This window comes from Sphingobacterium sp. ML3W (assembly GCF_029542085.1).
GTDB lineage: Bacteria > Bacteroidota > Bacteroidia > Sphingobacteriales > Sphingobacteriaceae > Sphingobacterium.
The window spans coordinates 2,197,290-2,211,542 of sequence record NZ_CP107036.1 but is presented as its reverse complement, the minus strand read 5'-3'; the positions used below and the strand labels follow the sequence as shown (position 1 = coordinate 2,211,542).

Genomic DNA, 14,253 nt, shown 5'->3' with positions numbered 1-14,253 from the left:
ATGCTTGTTGGATAGCCTATTTTTCAATTATCCAAGTCTAGTGAAAATAATTTAACATTTGATGTTAAGATGTGGGCAATACTGGTTAATATACTCTTGTGTTGTACTTTAATATTTATATAAATTGGCTTAGTAAAAACATTTTAAAACTAACTCTTAGAAACTAACTTATGAACAAAAGAAGTATTGCGATACTGGCATCCAATATACTAGTATGTTCTGCGCTCTATGCTCAAACAGCACTCAAAGGAAAGATAGTGGATCAGGATGGGAAAGCCATTCCGGGCGTATCCGTATCTATTAAGGGCGGCCCAGGCACACAGACAGGTGCTGATGGCGGTTTTTCGTTGACTTATACCAATGGAACTATCTTAAACGTAAGTGCGATAGGCTATCAGTCAAAGCAAGTACAGATTAATAATCAAACCGTCATCAACGTCACACTGCAATCCCTTACGGAAAATTTGGATGAGGTCGTGGTTACTGCGCTTGGAATTACACGGGAAAAAAAATCCCTGGGATATGCCACGCAGAACGTAAACGCAAAGGAATTGACCGATGCCGGACAACATAGTCTTACCGGTGCATTGGCGGGCAAAGTGGCTGGTGTTCAGGTAAATCAATTTGGGGGTGCCATTGGGTCTTCAGCGCGGATTTCTATTCGTGGAAATACGTCATTACAAAAGGATCAACAGCCGTTGGTCGTTGTAGATGGTATTCCAATTACAAATGACGCGCAACGTACGGGGGATAATACATACACTGGTGTGGATTACGGATCTGGATTGAACGATATTAATCCAGATGATATAGAAAGTATCAACGTCTTAAAAGGAGGGGCGGCAGCAATCTATGGTATGCGTGCTGGTGCAGGTGTTATTATGATCACTACAAAATCTGGAAAGCGTGGTGAAAATGGTGTGCAAATTTCCTATGACGGAAATTTTTCTATTGATAGAGCTGCCAATTTACCTAAATATCAAAACTTATACGGTCAAGGATCTCGGGGAGACGAATACAGTTTTAAAACTAACGGCGACGGATTATCGTATCAAGATTATGTTTTGAAAAATTCGTTCAGTTATCTCGATGGAACCGGAAATGACGGAGTTAACGACGGAATTGATGAGTCTTGGGGGCCCCGGATGGATATGGGATTATTAATCCCGCAATTCAATAGTCCTGTTGTGAATGGGGTACGACAAGCTACGCCTTGGAATTCCCATAAAAATAATGTGAAAGAATTCTTCCAAACGGGTTTTTCTCAAAATCATAATATTTCGTTGCTGTCGAAAACAGACCGTTCTTCGACTCGTGCATCCATTTCTTTTAGAGATCAGCGAGGAACAGTCCCCAATACAGACCAGAAAAAATATACCGCACAATTAAATAACGATTACAAAATCAGCGATAAAGTTTCATACGACATCATGACTAACTTTACACGTACTGAAAGTAATAATTTGGTAATGCAGGGCTATGACAGTGCAAATCCAATGAATGGCTTGATCTGGTTTGGCCGACAGGTTGACATGCAAGATCTAAAAAATAATTGGGACCAGCGTGATGAACAGGGAAATTATACGTATTACAACTGGAATTCGGCTTATCACATGAATCCGTTTTATACAATGCACGAATCTCGGAATGCGCTTAAAATGAACCGTATTTTTGGAAAGACATCCTTGTTTTATCAACCCTTTGACTTCTTAAAATTTGAAGGTCGGGTTGGACTGGATTATTACAATACACATATTTTTGAATCGACATACTTCAATTTTGATAATAGGGATGGTAAGTTCAATGAAACCAAAAATAGTAATTCGGATTTCAATGCAGATTTTATTGCAAACTTCAACAAACAATTTGGAGATCTTAGTTTAACGGGAATTTTAGGTGCAAATTATCGGGATTATCAGTTTGAAACAAATACCCTCGGAGCAAAAGCACTCAATGTATTGGGTGTTTATACAATCACCAACAAAATTGGTGATGCTTATACCTTTATGGATCATGCCAAAGGCCGTTCCAATTCTTTGTACGGGCAAGCCAATCTAGGTTGGAAAGATCAATTGTATTTAGATTTGACCGCACGTAACGATTGGTCCTCAACCTTAAAAAAATCATTTTTTTATCCTGCAGCAAGTTTGAGCTGGATACCAACGGCTAGTTTTGAAGGGTTAAAAAGCGATTACCTCAATTTTTGGAAGTTACGATTTAACTTGGTGAAAGTGGGGAATGCGACCCGTCCGTATCAGAATGGGAATTACTATTATGCACAGACAGATGCCTTTAATAACCTATCTCAGATGTACAAAAGTATGACCTATGCTATTGAAGGTTTGGAGCCCGAGGCGATTACCTCGTATGAAATCGGAACCGAGCTGGGCATGTTTAAGGATCGATTGCACCTAGATCTTACTTACTATCAAAAAATCAATAAAAAACAATTACTTTCCGTACCCACATCAAATGTTGTTGGCTTTAGTAACATTTTCTTAAATGCTGGCGAAATCAGAAGTAAGGGTATTGAAGTTCAGTTAAGAGGCGATATCCTCAAACGGGAAGGGGGATTAAATTGGACCACAACCGTAAATTTCTCCAAGGATAAAAATAAAGTCGTCGAACTGTATCCTGAATTGGATTTGAACGATCTCAGATTAGGCTGGACATGGGGGATTTCAAACATGGCATCGGTCGGCCGACCATGGGGAACGTTAGTCGGACCAGGCTATGATCGTGTGGAAGATGGTCCAATGAAAGGAGCTATAAAAGTAGGGGCTAATGGGTTGGTATCAAAGCCGTTGGATGCTCAGGCTATTGGTAATGTAGTGCCTGATTTCCTAGCATCGATGCGCAATGATTTTACCATTAAAGATTTTAGATTTGGATTTATGCTTGATTTCAGAAAAGGTGGGGATATCTGGTCGCAAACTATGTCACATGGTTATACAACCGGTATTGCTGAAATCACAGCTATCGATGGTATACGCGAGCGAGCAATCATTGCGGGTAAAGATGTAATGAAAAATGAACGATTCGCCATGAAAGTTGGCGATAATTGGGTTGAAAATACCATCGAGACAAGCGCGCAGGATTGGTATGAAAATGGTGGTATTGCAGAAATGTATGTTTTTGATGGTTCGTTTCTGAAATTGAGAGAGGCCTATATTACTTATAATTTGCCAAAACATCTTTACAGTAGACTCAAGGGTATTAAACGTGCACATGTTTCTCTTACCGGAACCAATTTGGCACTGCTTTGGGTACATAAAACCAATACCATGCGTTTGGACCCAGAAGGCGGCGGGGTATCAAGTGATTCACGTGGAGTAGGTTTTGAACAAGCCTCTGTCCCGAATTCAAGAAGTATAGGTCTTAAGCTTGGTTTTACATTTTAATCCTTTTACAGAATTTAAAATTTAGAAGGTACTAAAACAATTTATGGTTATGAATACTTTTATTAAAAAACTAAAATATACGCCTCTTTTAGCAATTCTTTTGGTCTCAGGATGTACCAAGAATTTTGAGGAAATTAATACGGATCCCGATGCGTTGAAAGATGTCCCACCACAAAATATGCTGGTCAATGTGCTGCGAAATGCTGCCGATCAATTTGGCGGTGACGTAGATGGTTATGGCACCTTCGCGGGATATATTGTCAAAATTCAATATCCGGACAATCTTTCAGGATTGATACCAACGAACAACTCCTATGGCAATCGTTGGGCAGCATGTTATTATAATATCACACAGATGAATGATTTGCTGAAGAAAACGGATGATAAAGCCGCTGGTTTTAAAAATATTCGAATTGTAGCCCGTATATGGAATAATTATATGTGGTCATACCTTTTAGATGGTTGGGGCGATATCCCATATTCAGAGGCTTTTAAAGGGCGTCCTGAAGACGGTTCTGTTTTGAAAGCAAAATATGACAAACAGGAGGATATTTTTCCGGCGGTATTGGTGGATCTTAAGACTTTAGCTGATGAATTGGCCGGTGGTATTGGTACTGATGAAATTGGAGAGTATGATATTATATACGGAACAAAAGAAACTGGGGAGGATGCGCGTAAAGCTGAGATGTTGAAATGGCAAAAGTTTTGTAATTCACTTCGTTTGCGGATAGCGATGCGTATTTCTGCCGTAGCCCCTGCTTTAGCGAAATCCACTATTGAGGAAATTGCTGGAAATAGCGCTAAATACCCATTAATTGAAACAAATGCGGAAAATTGTGAAGTAGCTTTCCCTGGAACCTTACCTTATATGGAACCCTGGTATGAATCCGGTATCAATGGCAATCGTCTCAATAACTGGGGGATGTTCGATATTTTTATTGATCATTTAAATACAACAAAAGATCCAAGAATTGCATCGGTTGCACGGAAAAATAATGAAGGTAAGTATGTGGGGTTTGTAAATGGTTCTTTGACGAATCCATCTCCTCTGAGTTCGATTTCTTGGATTGGTGAACATTATATTAACGATCCTGCTGGAGCAGTTCCGTTTTATAGGGCTTGTGAAACCTATTATATGTTGGCAGAAGCCGCTTTATCGGGGTATAATGTTGGAATATCGGCGAAAGAGGCCTATGAAAAAGCAGTTACCCTATCGATGGAAGATAATAATATAGCTGGAGCGGCTATTGCCACATACCTCGCAGGATCAGGTAAATTTGATGGAACCAAAAATCGCATCTATTGGGATATGTGGGTGGCCTTATTTAAAGAAAACTATGAAGCTTGGAGTTTGTATAGAAGAACGGGGATTCCTAGTACAAATTATCCTTCGAAAATTCAGAATTTTGAAACCCCTCATACTGACCAACCGTGGCGATTACCGTATCCAAATAATGAGTACTTATATAATACTGAAAATGTTAAAGCCGCCGAAGCAGGGACTGTCGATTACAACTGGGGAAAACGTTTGTGGTGGGCAAAAAATAATGGAAAAAATTAATAGGCCTATAGTTAATATAAAAATCAACCTAATTTAAATTTTAATAAAACAGCAAAGCTCTGATCATTCCTGATTAGGGCTTTGCTCGTTTTTACAATTAAACATATAAAGCGATCTAGCGAAAAGAATTTTTGGACGATCACCCTATATTCGAATAGGCATCAGTCAGCTTGGCGTACTAAGATAACATCTAAAAGATTTTATTCAATATCCAGAGGAAATATTCTGTTCCCATATTTTCTTCTGCTAAAGTCTTAAAATGTAGAAAATAATTTGCTGATATGACGTGATAATTAGTATCTTTAGGATGAACGATCGAATTATTTATTGTTCAAACTAAAATAAACTTAGATACTGTTTGTGGGCTCTGGAAGGATTTTTTCTTGCAGAACTTATGGACTGTGGAATTTCAAATTTCAATGATATGATAGATTCTCCAGGCTTCCTTTTTCAGGAAGCAATTAAGCAAGAAAAGCCCTTACAGGTTGTTGGAACCATTAATGCAAACCATGCGCTTTTGGCTGAACAAGCTGGTTTTAAAGCTATCTACCTCTCCGGAGGCGGTGTTGCTGCGGGATCGCTCGGTATACCTGATTTGGGTATCACAACGCTTCAAGATGTATTAATTGACGTGGAGCGCATTACAAATGTCTGTAAGCTCCCTTTAATGGTCGATATTGACACCGGTTTTGGACCTTCGGCCTTTAATGTTGCACGTACCATAAAAAGCTTGATTAAAGCCGGGGCTGCGGCCGTACATATGGAAGATCAGGTGGGAGCCAAGCGCTGTGGTCACCGGCCAGGAAAGGAGCTGGTTTCAAAAGATGAGATGGTCGATCGCCTGAAAGCTGCTGTGGATGCCCGGACGGATCCTCATTTTGTCATTGGCGCACGTACCGATGCGCTTGCTTCAGAAGGACTTGATCGGGCTCTAGAACGTGCTGTCGCCTACAAAGAAGCTGGTGCTGATTTTATTTTTGCAGAAGCCGTACATAATCTGGATCAATATATGCAGTTCAGCAGAATAACCGGGCTTCCGATACTTGCCAACATTACGGAGTTTGGGCAGACACCTTTGTTTAATCTTGATGAACTTCGACATGCGGATGTGTCCATTGTGCTTTACCCCTTATCGGCATTCCGTGCAGCCAATAAGGCCGCAACTGATGTGTATCAGCATATCCGGAAAGATGGTGGTCAGGCCGCTGTCATCGATCGCATGCAGACACGCGATGAGTTGTATCGGAGCATAGATTACTATGCTTACGAAGATCGCCTGGATCAATTGTTCAATACTAAATCATAAGAATTTCAAACCGAATGCAGGCGCGTACTTTACTGTTTAAGATACACGCCAATAAATAATATATTCCGATGAAAGAGACAAACGATACTGGTTTTAAACCCAAAAAAAGCGTAGCACTTTCTGGTGTTCCTGCCGGAAATACAGCCTTGAGTACTGTTGGAAAAAGTGGTAATGACCTCCATTATCGAGGCTATGATATTTTAGATCTGGCACATCAGGCCTCCTTTGAAGAAGTCGCCTATCTGTTGATTTACGGCAACCTGCCTACACAGGCACAACTAACGACTTATCAAAGCCAGTTACTGAGCCAGCGAGGGTTGCCCATCACGGTACAGCAGGTGCTGAAACAGTTGCCATCTACTGCCCATGCGATGGATGTCTTGCGTACTTATGTGTCCTTTTTTGGGAGTGTGAATCCGGAAAAAGAAAATCATGCTTTGGCTGGTGCCAGAGATATCGCTAATCGCCTGATGGCCTCTATGGCCTCGGCTTTACTGTATTGGTTTCATTTCAGTCAAAATGGACGCGAAATTCAGGTCGAAACGGATGACACTACCCTGGGCGGGCATTTTCTGCATCTGCTACACGGCAAAGCGCCTTCCGAATCCTGGATTCGGGCTATGCAGATTTCGCTTAATTTATATGCTGAACATGAGTTTAATGCTTCCACGTTTACTGCGAGAGTGATTGCAGGGACTGGATCCGATATGTATTCTTGCATTGCTGGTGCAATCGGCGCATTACGTGGTCCCAAACATGGTGGTGCCAATGAAGTTGCTTTCGAGATCCAGAGCCGCTACGCCAATGCTGATGAGGCCGAAGCCGATATTCGTAAGCGGCTGGAAAATAAAGAAGTTATTATCGGTTTCGGACATCCTGTCTATACCATTTCGGATCCAAGGAATCAGGTGATTAAACAGGTCGCCAAGGAATTATCAGAAGAGGCTGGCGATATGACGCTTTACCTGATCGCCGAGCGCCTGGAAAAGGTGATGTGGGAAGAAAAAAGGATGTTCCCCAATTTAGATTGGTACTCAGCAGTATCTTATCACTTGATGGGGATTCCAACCGAAATGTTCACGCCGCTGTTTGTACTTTCGCGTATCACGGGCTGGTCTGCTCACGTCTTTGAACAACGTCAAGATGGAAAAATCATTCGGCCAAGTGCAAATTATATAGGTCCCGATGACAGACCTTTCGTGCCCATCTCTGCGAGATAGTGCAATAGAATGTTTAGTGTGAAAAATAAAACGGAAAGAAATCGTTTGCATCTCGCATTGAAGAAACAGTGCCGTATTTTTTCTGATCATTGATGCAGATGCTTCCTGGAAAAATAAATTGAAAAGAACAACAGCCTTATAAGAAAAAAAATAATGAGTTCAACGATATCAAATGAAAGACCACAGCCAGATCAGGTTCTGGTGTCTATTGTGGATTATGTATTAAATTACAAGATAGAAAGTAAAGTTGCATGGAATACAGCTTTTTACTGTTTTATGGATACCATAGGCTGTGGGTTGGAAGCGCTGACCTATCCAGCCTGTACCAAATTATTGGGACCTGTTGTGCCCGGTACGATTGTTCCCAATGGGGCAAAGGTACCGGGAACGAATTATCAACTGGATCCCATACAGGCTGCATTTAATATTGGTACCATCGTTCGTTGGTTGGATTTTAATGATACCTGGTTAGCTGCGGAGTGGGGGCACCCATCGGACAATCTTGGAGGTATTCTGGCTACCGCGGACTGGCTGAGCAGAACACAGATTGCGAAAGGAGAGAAATCCCTAAAGGCAAAACAGGTGCTTGAAGCGATGATTATGGCACATGAGGTTCAAGGCGTATTAGCACTTGAAAATTCCTTTAATAAAGTGGGATTAGATCATGTAATTTTGGTAAAGGTTGCTTCGACAGCCGTTGTTGGTAAACTTTTGGGCCTCAGTCGAGACGAATTGCTGAATGCGGTTTCATTGGCCTTCGTCGACGGACAGGCTTTGCGGACGTATCGCCATGCACCTAATACAGGAAGCCGTAAATCTTGGGCTGCAGGAGATGCAACTTCGCGTGCAGTACGCCTTGCATTAATTGCACAAACGGGTGAAATGGGGTATCCATCTGTGTTAACAGCACCGGTATGGGGTTTCTATGACGTTTCATTTAAAGGCAACCCATTTAAATTTCAGCGCGATTATGGAACTTATGTGATGGAGAATATTCTATTTAAGATTTCTTTCCCGGCTGAATTTCATGCGCAGACCGCTGCCGAAGCAGCAATGCAATTGCACCAGCAGTTAAAAGAGTTTGGGAAAAGCAGTGATGATATTGAGCGTGTTACCATTCGTACACATGAGGCCGCAATTCGAATCATCGACAAGAAGGGACCGTTGCATAATCCGGCCGATCGGGATCACTGTATCCAATATATGGTTGCCGTACCTCTAATCTTTGGACGTTTGACAGCGGAGGATTACGAAAACCATATTGCACTGGACCCACGTATTGATGCACTGCGTGACAAAATTTTCTGTGTTGAAGATCCTCAGTTTACAATTGATTATCATGATCCACAAAAACGGGCGATCTCAAATGCCCTGACGGTGGTATTAAAGGATGGAACAGTATTGCCGGAGCTAGTGGTGGAATATCCGATTGGACATCCGAGACGTCGGCAAGAGGGGATTCCTAAATTGATCGAAAAGTATAAAACGAATCTTGCTCGTGTATTTTCTGAAAAACAGCAAAAACAATTGCTCGAGGCGACTTTGGATTACGATACCTTCATTGATCTGGATGTATCCGAACTGATGGATCTCCTTGCCCGCTAAATAAAAATGTCATTGATCGATAGCAGGCATTACTATCGATCAATGACTTTCTTAGAGATCTTATTTAATGGATGAGTTTTAGCCTAATACAAACAACTTGTTTGCTCTAGATGGTTCGTGCTAAAGCGCTTCCGCTCAATTTAGAAATTGTTTCCTGGTTATTCGAGTACCGTTTCTGATATACACTTGTTTCTTAGCAAACATATAATTGTTTCAATTTAGGATTCCTTTCCCGACCAATTTGAACTAAAACCTGTATAAAATTTAAAATTCCTGTCCGCACGTTCTATTAACGAACGGGGGACTTCCCATTGTTCACCCAAGTGTAGAAATGACTGGCATTCCTGTACAAAGACAGGAAGGCTTGTAAGGTCGATATGTCCAAATACACCACCGGTATGTGCTGCGTAACCTACGCCGAGGATAGAGCCGATATCACCATCAATAGGTTGTTCCAATACACCTTCTTCGAGACAACGGTAGCTATCGAGGGCCATGACATGAAGGAGTCTTTTTTGTATAATTCCGGAGGAAGGGGATTCGCCTGATGCGGGTAGTGCGGGGTTCTGCCAGACTGTTTTCGTTCTGGATACAGGATCGTAATCATAGAATCCATGACCGGATTTTCTGCCTTTTCTGCCATTTTTAATCATTTTGCTTAAATGGGCATACGCACGTCGCTGACTGTTATGCAATGTTGGAAACTGATCGTAAACATGCAGCATCAGTTCTAATGAAATTTCATCGAGTACCGCTAATGGTCCAACAGCAAATCCAGCCTGTATTGCCTCTTCTTCAATCTGACTTGCAGGAATACCTTCCAGCAACATGGTGATCGCCTCCAGTAGGTAGTTGAAGAAAATACGGGATGTAAAGAATCCGGGACCGTCATGTACAACAATGGGAATCTTACCGAGGCGTAAAGCGATTGCGATTGCTTTTTGCATTGTTACCTGATCGGTTTGTGTGCCGCATATAATTTCGACCAATGGCATCCGATCCACTGGGGAGAAGAAATGCATGCCGATAAAACGCGCTGGCCGATCCGTTGCGGCAGCCAATGCTGTAATGGGCAATGATGTTGTATTGGATGCGAAAAAACCATTTTCGGCAAGATAGGGAAGGCTTTCTCGGGTTACTTCAGCTTTTAACTCCAGGTCTTCAAATACCGCTTCAATAATAAGGTCAGCATCGACAAGATCAGCAACTTGGTCGCTGGGTTGAATATTGGTTAAAAGCGTCTGTTGTTGCAAGCTGTTTATTTGGCCCTGTGCAAGTAATTTATCGCAAAGTTTGGTAGAATAAGCTTTTCCTTGCTCTGCCTGAGGTCTGTTTACATCTTTTAAAACAACGGAAATGCCTGCTTTGGCTGCTTCATACGCGATGCCGGATCCCATCATACCTGCACCCAGAATTCCTATTTTTTTGATCGTATAGTTACCGAGTGATTTGATACGGTCACGATGTTGTGCCTGTAGAATTCCTTCATACAGTGTTCTGACCATGTGGAGCGGCTCAGGGGCACTTAATACCTCATGATATAGCATTGTTTCGGATTCCACAGCTTCAGTAAAAGATAGCAATTGGCTTGTTTTTAATAACTGTATAATAGCATTAGTACCGGGTAACAATCCTCTTGTTTTCTTTAAAGCAGCAGCGCAAGCTTCTTCAAATTCAGCGGAGACTGCTACTGGGCCAGGGATGGAAATGGTGGTTTTTGAATTTTCAAGAATCCAGTTCTTTGCCAGCATTAGGCTCTGCTCAATATCCGTTGTTACCTCATTCACTAAACCCAGTTCCAGAGCCTCTTTGTTTGAGATGAGTTTCGCTTGGGTCAACAGGTTCAACGCAGCAGTAGAACCTATGAGTTGAGGTAAGGTAATAGTCGTCGCAAAGCCGGTAAATAGGCCAAATTTACTCTCAGGAAAGCCTATTTTGACCTGTGGACCTGCAATACGGTAGTCTGACCAGAGCATAGTTGCTAAACCGATGCCCGTGCAATTGCTATCCAAGATCGATACAATAGGTTTGCCCAAGGCTTTCAATTGTAATGCCTTCCATGTGGTTTTCCGTATGCTCTCGGGATCGAGTTGACCATTGGAAACCTGATCAAATAATCGGACGTAATCGGTCTGCTTGGTATTTATTGGACAGGTATAGATCAATCCGCGGACTTCTTTTTCATTTAGTACACGAGCCACCAGGTCGACAAACTCTTGTATACGATCAAGAATTGTTGACTCCTCGGTTGCTATGTCTGCCAATGGTTTTATGGTGACAATATGTTGATTGTCCTGTTCGATATGAAAAAATGGGTGTACCTGATAACTCATTATGCTGAACTGCTTTTTGTGTTGAAAATGTTTATGTTAAGCTGGGTTTGTTTGATTGATAGTTAACCTTGTCAATCGTCATCTTGGCAATGATTTCCAGCATAATCTCGGATGTTCCGCCAATGATCGTCCCGACCCGTACATCCCGATATAGACGGGCGATTTTGTAATCTTCGGTGAATCCATAGCCGCCAAATAACTGGAGGCATTGGCTTACGACCTCTACGGCAAGTTCGCTGGCTTGCAGTTTGGCTATGGAACAATCCTGAACGGCATATTCACCTTGGTTTTGGAGATCGCAGCACTGATAGACAAAAGCCCTTGTAGTTGCGATATCGGCGGCCATCTGGGCAATGCGGTGGCGAATGGCCTGAAACTCTTGGATCTTTTTACCGAATGCCTCCCGTTGACCAATATAATCCAGGGTGTACTGTAATGCGGAATCAGCTGTAGCTAGACTATGTATGGCGGCAGTCAAACGTTCCAATTGCAATCCGGCCATTAAATAAAGAAAACCATCACCTTCTTTTCCAATCAGGTTGGAAGCAGGGACTTTGACCTGATCAAAACCCAATTCGGCTGTATCCGAGGCATGCCAGCCTAATTTGTTGATTTTATTTGCCGAAACACCTTCGGCGTGCCTTTCTATCAGTAACAGGCTGATGCCTTTTGTTCCTTTTTCCGGATCAGTTTTAACTGCAGTAATAAAAAAGTCGCCGTAGTAGCCATTGGTGATAAACGTTTTGGAGCCATTAACAATGTAGTGGTCGCCCGATCGGAGGGCAGTCGTTTTGATCTGTTTGACATCAGACCCTGCCCCAGGTTCGGTGATAGCAACAGCACTCACCATATCACCAGCGATCACAGGTCTGAGGTAATGTTGCTTGAGCTCCTCAGATGCATATTTTAATAGATAAGGAGCTGACATGTATTGGGTGACCAGAGCAGATATCGTGAATCCCCCCGAAAAACAATAGGATAGTTCTTCGCACAAAATCATCGAATAGTAAAAATCTAGGTCCAGGCCACCATATTCTTCCGGGAAGTTGAGTCCCATAAAACCCATATCACCCATTTTCTTCCAAATACTTCGATCTATTTCACCCTGCTGTTCCCATTGATCTACATGAGGGATGATTTCTTTGTGAATAAATGCCCGAATGGTCTCGCGAAAAATCTGATGTTCGGCTGTGAGTTTGCTTGCCTGCATAATTGTTTATTTTACTTTTGGTTATTGGTTTCAGTTACATGATTGCGGACTGAAAACGATTTGTCTTTTGCTTTATCTTGGCATAACATCACCGTCGTTATAAAGAGCGGAATGTCTAATCGAATTTAGCGAAAAGCGTTGGCTTTTCTACAAATATTTATTGTTTATTTTTTGTCAAATAGATTATGTAGGGAACTTTTTGCTCTGTTTTTTTTCTATTTATTTTGTTTTGGCCTAAAAAATAAAATAAGAGGGCTCGCTTGTTTGTGTTATATTTTTTATCTTTAGGAAAGGAATGATACCAGTTTTGGCTGATGAATCCTCAGGTGAATCGGGTAGCATGCCTATTGAATTCAAGGAAAAACAATTATAAACAGAATAACATGTCAAAAAGTGTATTTATCGTTGCGGCAAAGCGTACACCAATAGGAAGTTTTGGAGGTGGATTATCATCGGTTGCGGCGACAGCGCTGGGCGCTCATGCTGTCCATGCTGTATTGGATGAGACTGGGATTGCTGCAGATCAAGTAGATGAAATTCTGATCGGTAGCGTTCTGCAAGCCGATTTGGGCCAAGCTCCCGCCCGTCAGGTTGCACGGCTTGCCGGCTTACCTGATCAAGTAACAGCGACTACAATAAATAAGGTCTGTGCCAGTGGAATGAAAGCTATCGCTTTGGCTGCACAATCTATTTTGTTGGGTGATGCCGATGTGGTCATTGCCGGAGGTATGGAAAACATGAGTAGGGTTCCATATTATGCGAACACAATGCGTTGGGGTGCCAAGTTCGGTGGACAGAGTTTCGTCGATGGCTTGCAACGGGACGGTTTAAGTGATGCCTATTCAAATGAACCAATGGGTAATTTTGCTGAATTATGTGCCGAGAAATATGGTGTTGGTCGGGCCGAACAGGATGAGTATGCCATTAATTCTTATAAACGAAGCTTGGAAGCTTGGCAGAAGAATAAATTCATCAAGGAGGTCAGTCCCGTCGCTATCCAAGGACGCAAGGGCGAGCAGATAATCTCCAGGGATGAGGAATTTTCACAGGTCAATTTTGATAAAATCCCCGAATTAAAACCCGCTTTTAAGAAAGATGGAACAGTAACGGCTGCAAATGCATCGACATTAAGCGATGGGGCGGCTGCGGTATTATTAATGAGTGCTGAGAAGGTGAAGGAACTGGGGTTACAACCATTAGCTGAAATCATAGCCTACGCTGATGCAGAACAAGCGCCAGAATGGTTTACGACAAGTCCCGCTATTGTAACGGAAAAGGTCTTGAAAAAGGCTGGACTAACGAAAGATGATATTGACTATTTTGAATTTAACGAAGCTTTCTCTGTTGTAGCACTCGCAAACGCGAAAATTTTAGATATTCCAATGCGTAAGGTGAATATTTATGGGGGAGCAGTTTCGCTCGGTCATCCATTGGGTTGTTCTGGAGCGAGAATAGTTGTCACCTTGACGAGCATTTTACAACAGGAAGGCGGGACAATAGGACTTGCTGCAATTTGCAACGGTGGTGGTGGTGCTTCGGGAATGATTATAAAAAAACTATAATGCTTTGTCCAGATAAGTATTTATCTAAAAGTAAGTACTTATCTGGACGAAGCCT

The 14,253-nt window shown here is 42.1% G+C and carries 8 protein-coding genes; 6 read left to right on the top strand and 2 right to left on the bottom strand.

The window, feature by feature from the left end:
* The first annotated feature begins 170 nt into the window (after positions 1-170).
* The 5 genes from OGI71_RS09435 (at position 171) to OGI71_RS09415 (ending at position 9,093) form a co-directional block, all read left to right on the top strand.
* Positions 171-3,401 carry a SusC/RagA family TonB-linked outer membrane protein gene (locus tag OGI71_RS09435; RefSeq protein WP_282255163.1) on the top strand — a complete coding sequence of 1,077 codons (3,231 nt, stop codon included), beginning with the start codon at positions 171-173 and terminating at the stop codon, positions 3,399-3,401.
* 49 nt (positions 3,402-3,450) lie between these two features.
* Positions 3,451-4,962 (top strand): SusD/RagB family nutrient-binding outer membrane lipoprotein, encoded by a 1,512-nt coding sequence (locus OGI71_RS09430; RefSeq protein WP_282255162.1) that lies wholly within the window; start codon positions 3,451-3,453, stop codon positions 4,960-4,962.
* Between the two features lie 424 nt (positions 4,963-5,386).
* The gene (gene prpB / locus OGI71_RS09425) at positions 5,387-6,268 is read left to right on the top strand and encodes a methylisocitrate lyase (RefSeq protein WP_282255161.1); all 882 of its coding nucleotides are present in this window, start codon (positions 5,387-5,389) and stop codon (positions 6,266-6,268) included.
* 68 nt (positions 6,269-6,336) lie between these two features.
* The gene (gene prpC, locus OGI71_RS09420; RefSeq protein ID WP_282255160.1) at positions 6,337-7,488 is read left to right on the top strand and encodes a 2-methylcitrate synthase; all 1,152 of its coding nucleotides are present in this window, start codon (positions 6,337-6,339) and stop codon (positions 7,486-7,488) included.
* A gap of 153 nt (positions 7,489-7,641) precedes the next feature.
* Positions 7,642-9,093: a bifunctional 2-methylcitrate dehydratase/aconitate hydratase gene (locus OGI71_RS09415; RefSeq protein WP_282255159.1), complete on the top strand. Its 1,452-nt coding sequence runs from the start codon at positions 7,642-7,644 to the stop codon at positions 9,091-9,093.
* A 218-nt stretch (positions 9,094-9,311) separates the two neighbouring features.
* On the opposite strand, the gene OGI71_RS09410 is transcribed toward OGI71_RS09415, so the two are convergent.
* Both OGI71_RS09410 and OGI71_RS09405 read right to left on the bottom strand, forming a co-directional pair.
* On the bottom strand, positions 9,312-11,426 hold the full coding sequence (locus OGI71_RS09410; RefSeq protein ID WP_282255157.1) for a 3-hydroxyacyl-CoA dehydrogenase NAD-binding domain-containing protein: 2,115 nt from the start codon (positions 11,424-11,426) through the stop codon (positions 9,312-9,314).
* A 31-nt stretch (positions 11,427-11,457) separates the two neighbouring features.
* A complete protein-coding gene (locus OGI71_RS09405) occupies positions 11,458-12,636 on the bottom strand; it encodes an acyl-CoA dehydrogenase family protein (RefSeq protein ID WP_282255156.1) in 1,179 nt (392 codons plus the stop codon).
* Positions 12,637-13,019: 383 nt separating this feature from the next.
* Here OGI71_RS09405 and OGI71_RS09400 point away from each other — a divergent pair, with 383 nt between their 5' ends.
* A complete protein-coding gene (locus tag OGI71_RS09400) occupies positions 13,020-14,198 on the top strand; it encodes a thiolase family protein (RefSeq protein WP_282255155.1) in 1,179 nt (392 codons plus the stop codon).
* The last annotated feature ends 55 nt before the right edge of the window (positions 14,199-14,253 follow it).

What these genes read in the sequence shown, in the direction of transcription:
- prpC (WP_282255160.1), top strand. Translation starts at nt 6,337, where the DNA reads ATGAAAGAGACAAACGATACTGGTTTTAAACCCAAAAAAAGCGTAGCA.
- OGI71_RS09405 (WP_282255156.1), bottom strand. Translation starts at nt 12,636, where the DNA reads ATGCAGGCAAGCAAACTCACAGCCGAACATCAGATTTTTCGCGAGACC.
- OGI71_RS09430 (WP_282255162.1), top strand. Translation starts at nt 3,451, where the DNA reads ATGAATACTTTTATTAAAAAACTAAAATATACGCCTCTTTTAGCAATT.
- OGI71_RS09435 (WP_282255163.1), top strand. Translation starts at nt 171, where the DNA reads ATGAACAAAAGAAGTATTGCGATACTGGCATCCAATATACTAGTATGT.
- OGI71_RS09410 (WP_282255157.1), bottom strand. Translation starts at nt 11,426, where the DNA reads ATGAGTTATCAGGTACACCCATTTTTTCATATCGAACAGGACAATCAA.
- prpB (WP_282255161.1), top strand. Translation starts at nt 5,387, where the DNA reads ATGATAGATTCTCCAGGCTTCCTTTTTCAGGAAGCAATTAAGCAAGAA.
- OGI71_RS09400 (WP_282255155.1), top strand. Translation starts at nt 13,020, where the DNA reads ATGTCAAAAAGTGTATTTATCGTTGCGGCAAAGCGTACACCAATAGGA.
- OGI71_RS09415 (WP_282255159.1), top strand. Translation starts at nt 7,642, where the DNA reads ATGAGTTCAACGATATCAAATGAAAGACCACAGCCAGATCAGGTTCTG.